At 60.0% G+C, this 11,992-nt stretch carries 10 protein-coding genes; 6 read left to right on the forward strand and 4 right to left on the reverse strand.

Going from position 1 to position 11,992, the window contains the following annotated elements; genetic code table 11:
* Positions 1-82: 82 nt before the first annotated feature.
* Positions 83-649, reverse strand: a complete 567-nt coding sequence (locus GSQ94_RS10975; protein WP_254063794.1) for a hypothetical protein — start codon at positions 647-649, stop codon at positions 83-85.
* Between the two features lie 77 nt (positions 650-726).
* Positions 727-1,515 carry an enoyl-CoA hydratase/isomerase family protein gene (locus GSQ94_RS10980; RefSeq protein ID WP_371417495.1) on the reverse strand — a complete coding sequence of 263 codons (789 nt, stop codon included), beginning with the start codon at positions 1,513-1,515 and terminating at the stop codon, positions 727-729.
* A gap of 51 nt (positions 1,516-1,566) precedes the next feature.
* On the opposite strand from GSQ94_RS10980, the gene ribH reads away from it, so the two are divergent.
* Both ribH and nusB read left to right on the forward strand, forming a co-directional pair.
* Positions 1,567-2,448, forward strand: coding sequence for a 6,7-dimethyl-8-ribityllumazine synthase (gene ribH / locus GSQ94_RS21395; protein WP_158943899.1), 882 nt, complete (start codon positions 1,567-1,569; stop codon positions 2,446-2,448).
* Positions 2,448-2,870, forward strand: coding sequence for a transcription antitermination factor NusB (gene nusB, locus GSQ94_RS10990; RefSeq protein ID WP_158943900.1), 423 nt, complete (start codon positions 2,448-2,450; stop codon positions 2,868-2,870). Before ribH ends, nusB begins: the two co-directional genes overlap by 1 nt.
* Before the next feature lie 392 nt (positions 2,871-3,262).
* On the opposite strand, the gene GSQ94_RS10995 is transcribed toward nusB, so the two are convergent.
* Positions 3,263-5,707, reverse strand: a complete 2,445-nt coding sequence (locus tag GSQ94_RS10995; protein ID WP_158943901.1) for a hypothetical protein — start codon at positions 5,705-5,707, stop codon at positions 3,263-3,265.
* A 217-nt stretch (positions 5,708-5,924) separates the two neighbouring features.
* Positions 5,925-8,000 carry a S9 family peptidase gene (locus GSQ94_RS11000; RefSeq protein ID WP_158943902.1) on the reverse strand — a complete coding sequence of 692 codons (2,076 nt, stop codon included), beginning with the start codon at positions 7,998-8,000 and terminating at the stop codon, positions 5,925-5,927.
* Between the two features lie 678 nt (positions 8,001-8,678).
* On the opposite strand from GSQ94_RS11000, the gene rpsL reads away from it, so the two are divergent.
* From rpsL to GSQ94_RS21400, 4 genes are all read left to right on the forward strand, one after another.
* Positions 8,679-9,062: a 30S ribosomal protein S12 gene (gene rpsL, locus GSQ94_RS11005; RefSeq protein ID WP_014263802.1), complete on the forward strand. Its 384-nt coding sequence runs from the start codon at positions 8,679-8,681 to the stop codon at positions 9,060-9,062.
* Positions 9,063-9,173: 111 nt separating this feature from the next.
* Positions 9,174-9,644 (forward strand): 30S ribosomal protein S7, encoded by a 471-nt coding sequence (gene rpsG, locus GSQ94_RS11010; RefSeq protein ID WP_158943903.1) that lies wholly within the window; start codon positions 9,174-9,176, stop codon positions 9,642-9,644.
* A 95-nt stretch (positions 9,645-9,739) separates the two neighbouring features.
* A complete protein-coding gene (gene fusA, locus GSQ94_RS11015) occupies positions 9,740-11,833 on the forward strand; it encodes an elongation factor G (protein ID WP_158943904.1) in 2,094 nt (697 codons plus the stop codon).
* Between the two features lie 67 nt (positions 11,834-11,900).
* Positions 11,901-11,992: GTP-binding protein (locus GSQ94_RS21400; protein WP_216843074.1), on the forward strand; the 92-nt coding region annotated here is incomplete at its 3' end.

An 11,992-nucleotide genomic window follows, 5' to 3' on the forward strand; every position in this document is an offset into this window, starting at 1 on the left:
AAGATTTGCAGCGCTCAGAGGTAGGAGCATCTTAGCGCAGTTGGAGTGTGCGAGATGGGTTGTGGCGATGAGGAGGCAGGGACTAGCTTCGTCCGTTTTCGGTCCACTCGTAGACGACGACGCCGAGGTCGTTGAGGGTTTTGATCACGGTCTCCATGTTTCTGCGGACCTCGGGGCGTGCGCTGACGGGGATCTCGTGCGCCTCTTCTACTGCGATGACGCGACCGTAGGGCCAGGAGCTCTCGGGGATGGAGTTGAGCGCGGTGGGGAGGTCGGCTACGCGGACGTTGAGGTCGCGACGGCGCGCGCCGATGGGACGCAGCATTCCGCCGAGGCCCATATCGCTCTTGTTGGCGTCGGCGACGACGACGTGCAGGGTTGCCATGCCGCCCTGGACGGTGAGGTAGGGATTCTCCCAGAGGTTGAGGCTTTTGACGGCCATGTAGCGGGTCTTCGAGGGTGGGGGGATGAGCTCCATCTGCTCGCGGGCGAGGTTGGTCTCCTGCTGCTGCTCGGCGGCGAGGGCCTTGGTTTCGGCGAGGTTGGGTGCGGCGGGGCGGGAGCAGCCAGAGAGGGCTAACGCAAGCAGGAGGGCGGGACAGAGCGGCGAAGACTTAGGCACGATCACCAGCATACCAAGGTGAGGCATCGATCAAAAGACCAAAGTTCCCTGTGATTACCTGCAAAGACCGAGGATCTCGATACCAGTCTTCCAAGACAGGGTGGCTATCGGCCTGTCCAGACGGGGGGGCGTTTCTCGAGAAAGGCCCGGGTGCCCTCTTGCTTGTCCTCGGTTCCAGAGAGCCGGCCGAAGATCTTTGCCTCGAGCTCGATGGACTCTTCGAGGCGGATCTCGCTGCCCTCGCGAACGGCCTGGAGGCAGGCAGCGACTGCGAGCGGAGCCATGCCTGCGATGGTCTTAGCGAGGGCGTGGGCTCGCTCCATGAGCTTGCCAGTTGGAAGAACCTCGTCGACCAGGCCGATGCGGAGGGCTTCGGCGGCGTTGATCATGTCTCCTGTGAGCAGGAGTTTGAGCGCCATGGGCTGGCCTACGAGACGTGGGAGGCGCTGGGAGCCGCCGTAGCCGGGGATGAGGCCCAGTTTGACCTCGGGCTGGCCGAGGCGGGCGGTCTCGCTGGCGAGGCGAAGGGTGCAGGCCATGGCGAGCTCACAGCCGCCGCCGAGCGCGAAGCCGTTGATGCAGGCGATGACGGGCTTGCCGCAGGTTTCGATGAGGCGGAAGACGCCCTGGCCGCGGCGCGCCTTGGCTTCTCCTGCAGCGGCGTCGGTGTTGGCGAGCTCGTTGATGTCTGCGCCAGCGGCGAAGGCTTTTTCGCCGGAGCCGGTGAGGAGGATGACGCGGACGGCGGGGTCGACGGCGAGCGCGGAGAAGACGGCTTCGAGCTCATTGAAGACCTGAGTGTTGAGGGCGTGGAGGACCTGGGGCCGGTTCAGGGTCACTTGCGCGACCTGATCGTTGACCTCGCACAGCAGCGTCTCGTAGTTCACTGACATCCTCCAGTTCGATCAAGCTTGCATCGCACTCCAGACGATACAATCGAATCTATGATTAAGGGAATTACGCTAGTCAGCGCGGTTGGTTCTGGCGTTGAGTACGACCGCATGAGCAGCCTGTTTTCCGCCCTGGGCTTTGAAGCGGGGAAGGGCTGGGAGGATGCACAGGGCCGCGGTGCGGCATTTCTTGCGCCGATCGGCAACATCGAGTTTGTCACGGGGAGGGCACCTGCTGTGCCTCCTGTGCTGGTGGAGGTGACGCAGCTCGATCACATTCGGACACTGGTGGAGAAGTGGCTGCTGGCGAGCTACCGGACGGAGGAGATTGCTACCTTGCTGTCGGAGGTTGAGCTGACGCACTGGAACAGCCGCCTGTTTACGGTGCAGCTGACTACCGAGTTGAAGCTGGGATTCTGGCAGTCGGAGAATCCGCTGCATGGGCAGGTGGAGGCGATCGAGGGCGACCTGAGTGCGGCGAATATGCGGTTTGCGGTGGTGACGACGCGCTGGAATACGGTGATTACCGATCGGCTGCTGCAGGGTTCGCTGGATGCATTGCATCGCAGCGGCGCAGCGCGGTCCGATGTTGAGGTGGTTCGGGTTCCTGGCGCGTGGGAGGTTCCTTCGGCGGCGCGAACGCTGGCAGAGTCGAAGAAGTTCGACGCGATTATTACGCTGGGATGCCTGCTGCGCGGAGAGACGGCTCACTATGAGGCGATTTATAACGAGGTGGCGCGAGGGATCGGCCAGTCGCAACAGGAGACCGGGATTCCGCATGCGTTTGGCGTGCTGACCTGCGAGACGTTGGAGCAGGCGCTGGATCGCGCGGGTCTGAAGGCAGGGAACAAGGGATTTGAAGCGGCGAGTGCCGCGATTGAGATGGTGTCGATTCAGCGCAAGCTGGCCGCACAGAATGGCCAGGTGAAGAAATAATGGGAACTCGCAGAAAGTCTCGCGAACTAACCATGCAGATGCTGTTCCAGGGAGACCTGGGCAAACAGACACCAGATCAGGTACAGAAGCTCTTCTGGGCTTCGGTGGAGGATGTCGACAGCGAGACGCGTGGATTCGCCGAGGATCTCTACCGGATTGCGACGACGCGCGATGAAGAGATCGACAAGCTGATTGAGGCGCATGCGCAGAACTGGCGGCTGGAGCGGATGCCGGTGGTGGATCGAAATCTGCTGCGCGCGTCGGTGGCTGAGATGCTGGGATTTCCGAAGACGCCTGCTGCGATCATCATCAACGAGACGCTTGAGATTGGCAGGCGGTATGCTGCGCCGGAGTCGATTCATTTCCTCAACGGCGTTCTGGATGCGATTGCGCGTGATTTGCTGAAGAAGCGGCTGGCGTAGGGTGGCTGCGGTTGGAGCGGGCTAGACGGTTATGGCAGTTTGCCTAATGGGTGGAATGGCAAACTGCATTTTCCCTTTGGGAATGACAACTAGCGGGATTGCAGTTGCGAAGTCGGCAATGAAGAGTGCCGAGTATCAGGAGAAGCTATAGGGATGTTTTCGCCAGCTTTGCAAGCATCGTTGCTTTTCCTTTTAGGAATTTGCGTGATGGCAGAAATACGGGGGTCTCTCCACTTCGCTGCGCTTCGGTCGAGATGACGAATTTTGGTAACAGTAAGAAGCAGATTCCCTTCGGGAATGACAAGCAAAGGGAGTGACAGGCAAAGCTTCCTTCGGGCAAAGAAAGCCCTCTCGGAGTGAGAGGGCTTTCTTGTTGATGCTGAGGGGGGAGTTTAGGAGGTGGCCACGCGCGGCTTCTGCACGAGGAGGTTCGGCGTGACGATGTTTCCGTTCACGTCTGGAAGCTTCGGTGCGATGGGCGTGGTGGTGTCCTTGTAGGTGCCGTCAGTCTGTTTGGTGATGAGGTGGACGGCGTTGTCGCCTGAGGTTCCGGCGAAGAAGGTTTGGTTATCGGCGCTGACTACCCCGGCGACGGGTGCGATGGGGGTTCCCAGCGCGGTGGACAGAGCGATGCTGCCAAGAGTCCCAGGGCCAGCGGCCTGCGGGGTGTAAGTTGGGAGGACTCCGCCGGAGCCGAGATAGGTGACGAAGGCGATCTTCGAGTCCGAGGTGGGCAGGACGCCAGTGATGGCAGTTGCCGTGACGCCGGGAAGAGCGCCGGTGAAGACGGGGGTGGCGCCGAATTTTTGAGTTTGTCCATCAGCCAGGGGACACGCGACGTGAGGCAGGCCTGGGGTCCCAGTGGGCGGCGTAGAGATGGCCAGATCGATGAATGCCGGAGCGGGATTTACGGTCGCGCCCAGGAGGTGAAGGCCGTCGTTGGTAGTAGCGACCCTGTCGGTCTGTGGAGCGAGGACACCGGCATCGGGATAGAAGATGTTGCTGGTGGTGGACGCGGTGGTGGCAGGCACACCAACGGTGGTGGTCTCAGAGCAGTAGGAGCGGGCGGTGGTGGGGTTGCCGCCGAAGAAGGCTCCTACGCTGGGGACGCCGATGGCGACGTCGGTGGTGGGCTGAGAAGAGGTTGTCTGGTACCAGCCGATGAAGGTGGAGTTGACCAGGAGCTGGTTGTTCGGAGTGGTGACTCCGGTGGAGGAGTTGTAGTCGCCCAGGGTTACGTAGACGGTCGAGCTGTCCGGGGAGAAGACAGCGTGGGTGCCTACGCCGCCGTACTGGGTCTGGATGACGCCCGTCGCCGGGAGATAGAGGTAGACGAACTGGCGAACGGGATCGGTGACGACGAGCTTGGTGCCGTCGGGCGAGACGGCAAGTACAGGACCGGTGATGGCTACGTTGGGAGTCCCTACGGAGTTGGAAGTGGCGCTATAGGTCATGAGCCCCGAGGAGCTGCCCATGTAGACGGTGCTGCCGTCGATGCTGATAACCATCGAGTTGGGCTGATAGGGCAGGCGGACCGGACTTCCAAGCTGGGGCTGGGTAAAGTCCACGGGCACGAGGTAGAGCGAGTTTGTACTCGCGATATAGAGATTGGTGCTGTTGGTTCCCGGTGCGATGACGGAGACAGGATTGGAGGCGATTGCCTTTCCGTTGCCGAAGAGGCCGATCTGGTTGAACGGCGATGGGTTACAGGTAGGGGGGCGGCAGACAGCGGTGATAGCGGCGGCGCCTGGTAGGGTCGGTGTGACCGAAGCCGCGGAGTTGCCGGGAATGGTGGTCGGGGTAGTGGACTCGTAGTTGAGAGTAAGGCCGGTGAGGATCGTCCCGTTGATATCGGTCGCGACCGTGGTGATGGGCTGCACGTTGTTCGGGTTGACGACGATGCTGTTAGTAGGGACGCCACCTCCGCCGACGGCGCTAAGCTGAATCGAGACCGGGGGGCAGGTGGAGAAGAAGCCGGCGGAGCTTCCCGCGTTCGCAATGTTCGCGGTGATGACGGTGGAACCTGAGTGTTGTGCGGTAGCGACACCGTTCTCGTCGATGGTGACGACGGAGGCGGTCTGCGGAGCGTAGGAGAGATGGCCTACCTGGCAGCTGACGTTGGTCTGTGAGGTTCCGGTACCTGCGATGACCCTGGCGGCGAGCTGGCTGGTGACTCCCTGAGAGACACAGGCGGTATCTGCGAGTGCCGTTGCGGTAGTGGCCACGGGCGCAGTGCAGCAGCCGTTGCCGTTGGTGGTCTGTGCGCAGGTGTTGGTCTGGGTATCGAATGCCGCAGGGCTGCAGTTGGTCGCCGGATCGTTGACGCAATCGGTCGATAACGGCCCGAGAGTGACGTTGGTCACGACGGCGTGGACGAAGATGGGGAGGGGATTGCTGCTGACTCCGCCGCCGTTCGCCACGACATACACGGTGCCTGTCTTATTTGTGGGGTTGCAGGTGGTGAAGTCGGCGATGCCGCCGCCGGTGTTCCTGTTCCAGGTGCCGGCGCACAACTTGCCTGTCGTCGGCTGGACGTCGGCGATGGTCATATCGGGTTGACCATTGGGGAGAAAGGTGGCGTAGGTGTAGCTCGATACCGTTGCGGTGGTGCCTTTGCAGTCAACCGCGGTGGGCGTGGTGACCTGACCGATCTGCGCGAAGTTCATCGAGATGCCGAAGATCTTTGGTTGCAGGGTGATGTTCGACACCTGACCGACGACCGGGCCGGTATCTCCCGCGCAAAAGACTGCCGGTGACTTCTTCGAACAACCTGAGATTGAGACTCCGAAGGGAATCGTAAAAAGAAGCAAGAATACTAACGTGGCAAACCGACGCATTGAACCTCCCCGTCCAACCAGAACTCAAGCTGAACGGTTACCCGCAACCGCTGAATAGCTGAACCCATAGTGTAAAAGCTGCGCAGACCGGAAGCAAATCTCCGGGCGTAATACTGTTCGAACGTTGGTTGGACGATCCAACCAATCGTTTCGCATCGTGCCGGTCTCGCTCCCTTTCTAAAAAAATGTAGGGGGAGCGAGACTGGAATTGCGGTCCTTACTTTGCGGGCATCTCCGTCTCAAACCAGTCGAAGGCCCGCTCGAGAACGTCTCTGCGATGCGCGGGATCACGGAATCCATGTCCCTCGTTCGGGTATATCACCAACTGCGTCTTTACGCCTTCTGCGCGGAGAGCGTGCCAGAACTCAAAGCTCTGCGGAGCGGGGCACTCGCCGTCGCGGTCTCCGACAACGACGAGGGTGGGCGTCTTCACGTTTTTGATGTACTCGATGGCGGAGCTTTTGGCGTAGACGGCGGCATCGTCGTAGACGGTCTTTCCGAAGAAGGGGACCATCCATTGATCGATGGAGTTTTCGCCGTAGTAGCTCTTCCAGTCGCTGATACCGGCTCCGGCGACTGCGGCCCGGAAGCGCGTGGTTTGGGTAACGCCGAACATGGTCATGAAGCCACCGTAGCTCCAGCCGGTGAGGCCTTCACGGTTTTTGTCGATGGGGAAGCGCTTTTCGAGGACGTCCATGCCGGCGAGGATGTCGTGCAGATCGCCGTAGCCGAAGTCCTTGACGTTGGCTTGTGTGAACTTCTCACCCTGGCCGTAGCTACCGCGCGGATTGGGCATGAAGACGAAGTAGCCGAGCGCGGAGAAGGGCACACCGCCATAGCCGGCGCCGGGCCAGCGTGGAGTGACGGCGCTCGATGGGCCGCCGTGAACCATGACGAGGAGAGGATATTTTTTTGCGGGATCGTAGTTCGCGGGGTAGAGGAGCCATCCCTGAACTTGGAAGCCGTCGTTGGTCCATTCGAGATTTTCGGACTTGCCCCATGCGGGTTTGAGACTGTCGTTGAGATGGGTGATCTGCTTGAGGTCGTGGATGTGGCCGGCCCAGACTTCGGGGGCGCGCTCGAAGGAGGTGCGAATGATCGCGATGGTGTGCTCCTGCGAGAGCGAGACGCTCATCTCGAGATCGCCTGCGCCGATGGTCTCGGGAAAGGTGACGCTGGCCTGAGGGATGTCCTTGCCGGTGGCGAGATCGATGGCGGTGAGGTGGCTGCTGCCGCCTACCTGCTCGGCGATGGCGATAATGTCGGGGCCGACCCAGCCGAGGAAGGCGACTGATGCGGCGCGGCCGGGGGTTACGTCTTTTGGCTCGCCGCCGGTGGAGGGGATGAGATAGAGATCGCCGCCGGTGGATCCCTGGTCGCTCATGATGCCGCCGATGAAGGCGATTTGCTTGCCGTTGGGGGACCAGCGGGGAACGGCGATCTGGAGATCGTGGAGGGAGCCGGTGATCTTTGTGGTGTCGAGGATCGACCTGGGCTGAGCGGTGGCGAGGTCTTCAGTGTAGAGCTGGGCGACCCACCAGTTATTCTCGCCCGGGGGATTGGCCGCAACGAAGGCGAGACTCTTCGAGTCGGGGGACCAGTTGAACTCGTAGACATGCAGCGTCGCGGGTGTGACCTGGGAGAAGGCTCCGCTGGCGAGCTGCACGACGCCGACGCGCTGAATCTCTACGCCGTCTTCGCCGATGACGCCGGACCAGGGCTTCATGGCAGCGAGGGCTCCAGCGCTGCGGGTGGCGTTCTCGACGAAGAGGAAGGCGACGGACTTGCCGTCGGGCGACCAGGCAAGGGAGTCGATGCCGCCGGTGAGATGGGTGAGCTGCTTCGATTCGCCGGTGGTTTTGGAGTAGAGGAAGACCTGGTCCTGTCCGGGCTGATCGGTCTTTGCGGTACAGCTGGAGACGAAGGCCAGGGACTCGCCGTCCAGGGACCACTTGGGGTCGGAGCTGCTGCAGTCTGTGGCACCTGAGCCGGTGCTGACGATCTTTTCTTTGGCGGGATCGGGATTTTCTACGTTGGAGAGGTGGATCTGCGTCTGCGCGTGGGTTCGTACGGACCAGGCGACGGTAGAGCCGTCAGGGGAGATGGCTACGGAGGTTGGGGTTCTGGTCTGGCCAAGGGTCTCGATGAGGGAGCCGATGCGTGCGTTTTTGATGGGGGTAGTGCTGGTTTCGGTCTCCGCGTGTGCTCGCGCGGCAGTTCCAAGGGTCGAGAGGGCGGTGAGGGCGATGAAACCAAAGGAGAGCGGGGACGTACGGAGATCTGCCAAAGCCATGCGAAAAGCCTAGCATGGGAGGCGATGCGCTTTTGTCATGGAGCGTCACCGGGTGTCGTGGGATGTCATGGAGTCCATGAGTAGAGTGCGTGTGCCTCCCGGGTTGTGCAATTTGCCGTTTTTTGAGGAGAAAGCGGGCGAAAAATTTGACGTTTTGCCGACACATTGATATTGTTAGAAGGTTCCGCGAGTATCCGGACCGTGTCGTAGGGGAAGCTCGACGCACGGAGGGGTGGAGAAAAACCCCCGTGATCATTAGATTCGCCGCCTGTCGCAAGACGGTGCCGAGAGATTGCGCTATACTGGATACAAGAGATTCACCGCAGGACATTCTCGATCAGTGATTCGTTTGACTCATGGGATCTGAATGTCGTTGGTCTGCGGCCTTTCGCAATCGTGCCTGCGACACCCTCCACCCTGGATGGGCTATGCGGGCCGGGACAGCGAAACGGAGTCGGCTCATCCTTGAAGTCAGGGAAAGACGCTCGACCACCGTCGACTGTTTACGTCTGGTTTGTTGTATCGGTTTACAGACGCAGCAGGGAAGATCTTCGTCAGAGACGCTTCAGCGTTCTCAATTTTTTGCGTGTACGAAGCATGTACCACAAAAGGCGAGGTTCAATCCTACCTGTGCGTCTCACATAAGTTTGGTTTTGCGCGCATTAACAAGGAGTTCTAGTGCCTACGTTCCATCAGCTCGTCAAGCAGGGCCGCACGCCCACTCGTTATAAGACCGCCAGCCCCGCGCTCCAGGGTTCGCCCCAGCGCCGTGGTGTTTGCACCCGCGTGTACACCCAGACCCCGAAGAAGCCGAACTCGGCTCTCCGTAAGGTTGCGCGTGTTCGCCTCACCAACGGGATCGAGGTCACGACCTATATCCCGGGCATCGGCCACAACCTGCAGGAGCACTCGATTGTGCTGATCCGCGGCGGCCGTGTGAAGGATCTGCCGGGCGTTCGGTACCACGTGGTTCGCGGCACGCTCGACTCGGTCGGCGTGGCCAACCGCAAGCAGAGCCGCTCCAAGTACGGCGCGAAGCGTCCGAAGGCAGCAGCTAAATAAGTTTTTGAACCTATTTTTTTCGAATCCGGAAGATCGGGTTGCAAGTCGAAATTAACCAAGTCCAGCTCTTGAGAAGTCCGGCGCTGGAGGAAGACGAGAAAGAAGAAGAGAATGCCAAGAAAAGGCTACATCGCAAAGCGTGAAGTTGCTGCAGACCCGGTCTATAACTCCACCCTGGTCACGAAGTTTGTTAACTCGATGATGTGGGGCGGCAAGAAGTCGACCGCGCAGGGCATCTTCTACACCGCCATGACGAACCTTGAGCAGAAGGGTGGCGACGAGGCCCTGAAGCTGTTCAAGAAGGCGATTGAGAACTGCAAGCCGCTTCTGGAAGTAAAGAGCCGCCGTGTCGGTGGTGCGAACTACCAGGTGCCGATCGAAGTTCTGCCGGAGCGCCGCACGTCGCTTGCGATCCGCTGGCTTGTGACCTATGGCCGCGCGCGTGGCGAGAAGGGCATGGTGGAGAAGTTGACCGCCGAGCTGCTCGATGCTGCCAATGGCCGTGGCGCCGCGATGAAGAAGAAGGAAGACGTTCACCGTATGGCCGAGGCCAACAAGGCCTTCGCGCACTACCGCTGGTAGTTAGTTTCCAGCAGCGTCCATAAGAGTTTAGGTACAGATTTTAGGTTCAACGCAGTTTTTACCGCGAGCAGACGCTCGCAGATGAGAGATAGACCGTGGCACGCACTACACCTCTGAATCGTTGCCGGAACATCGGAATCATGGCGCACATCGACGCCGGCAAGACGACGACGACCGAGCGCATTCTCTTCTATACGGGCATTACGCACCGTATCGGTGAAGTGCACGAGGGGACTGCGACCATGGACTGGATGGAGCAGGAGCAGGAGCGCGGCATTACGATTACCTCCGCTGCGACGACCTGCACGTGGAAGAACATCCGCATCAACATCATCGACACGCCCGGCCACGTAGACTTTACTGCCGAGGTGGAGCGTTCGCTCCGCGTGCTCGACGGCGCGGTTGCCTGCTTCGACGCGGTTGCCGGTGTGCAGCCCCAGTCCGAGACGGTATGGCGGCAGGCTGACAAGTACAAGGTTCCCCGGATCTGCTTCATCAACAAGATGGACAAGGCCGGTGCCGATGCGGTGTACGCGACTTCGACGATTGTCGATCGTCTGGGTGCGCGCGCGATTCCGATCAATATTCAGATTGGCGCTGAGGCGAAGTTTCTCGGTGTAGTCGACCTCGTCACGATGAAGGCTATCTACTGGCACGACGAGACCATGGGCGCTGAGTACTCGGTGGAAGAGATTCCGGCTGACCTCCTCGAGACGGCCAAGGCTGCTCGCGCTATTTTGATCGAAGCGGTTTCGGACTCCGATGATGAGATCATGCACCTCTATCTTGAGGGGCAAGAGCCTACCGAAGCTCAGCTTAAGGCTGGTATCCGCAAGGCGACCATCGCGATGAACATCTTCCCGGTTCTCTGCGGCTCGTCATTCAAGAACAAGGGCGTGCAGACTCTGCTCGATGCGGTTGTCGATTATCTGCCCAGCCCGCTGGATATTCCTCCCATGATCGGGCACAACCCCGACAACATGGAAGAAGAGGTAATCCGCAAGGCTGACGATAACGAGCCGTTCTCGGCGCTTGGCTTCAAGATCATGACCGACCCGTTTGTTGGCCAGTTGATCTTTATCCGTGTCTACTCGGGACAGTTGAAGACCGGCGACTCGGTGCTGAACCCGCGTACCGGCAAGACGGAGCGTATCGGCCGCCTGCTTAAAATGCACGCCAACAAGCGCGAAGAGATCACCGAGATTCTTGCGGGCGACATCTGCGCAGCGGTTGGGTTGAAGAACCTGGTTACGGGCGACACCATCACGACGGATAAGTATCCCGTGGTGCTTGAGTCGATCGACTTTCCGGCGCCGGTTATCGAAGTTGCCGTGGAGCCGAAGACCAAGGCTGACCAGGAGAAGATGGGCATGGCGCTGGCCAAGCTCGCGCAGGAAGATCCTACGTTCCGCGTGCGCACCGATATCGATTCGGGCCAGACCATCATCGCCGGAATGGGCGAGCTGCATCTTGAGATCATCGTTGACCGCATGATGCGCGAGTACAAGGTTGAGGCCAACGTCGGTAAGCCGCAGGTGAACTACCGCGAGACCATCCGCACGAACTCCGATGCTGAGGGTAAGTACATCCGTCAGACCGGTGGATCGGGTAACTACGGCCACTGCAAGATCCGTATCTCACCGAATGAACCAGGCAAGGGATACGAGTTCACCAACGATACGAAGGGTGGCGCGATTCCCAAGGAGTACGTCAAGCCGATCGATCAGGGGATTCAGGATGCGATGCAGCGCGGCGTTCTGGCCGGTTACGAGATGGTGGACGTCAAGGTTTCGCTTTATGACGGCAGCTATCATGATGTCGACTCGAACGAAATGGCCTTCAAGATCGCCGGATCGATGGCGTTCAAGGAAGCTGCCCGCAAGGCCAAGCCGGTTCTGCTGGAGCCGGTGATGTCGGTCGAAGTGACTGTTCCCGAAGAGTACATGGGAACGATCATCGGCGACCTGAACAGCCGCCGCGGCCGTATCGAAGGCATGGAGATGGTTGGTGGCACGCAGGCGATCAAGGCCACTGTTCCTCTGAGTACCATGTTCGGTTACGCCACTCATATGCGGTCGTCCACGCAGGGTCGCGCGAACTACTCGATGCAGTTCAAGCAGTACGAAGAAGCGCCCCGCTCGGTCTCGGAAGAGATCATTGCCAAGGTGCAGGGCAAAGAAGCGAAGTAGTCCGGTGCCGCAAGGCGAAGTTCAAGTTTGAAGCAGGATCACAAGTTACTGAAACACGGAGAGAGTCATGGGCAAGGAAAAGTTTGACCGGTCAAAGCCGCACGTAAACATCGGGACGATTGGGCACATCGATCATGGCAAGACGACGCTGACGGCGGC

Source organism: Granulicella sp. S190, from assembly GCF_009766095.1.
Classification (GTDB): Bacteria; Acidobacteriota; Terriglobia; order Terriglobales; family Acidobacteriaceae; genus Edaphobacter.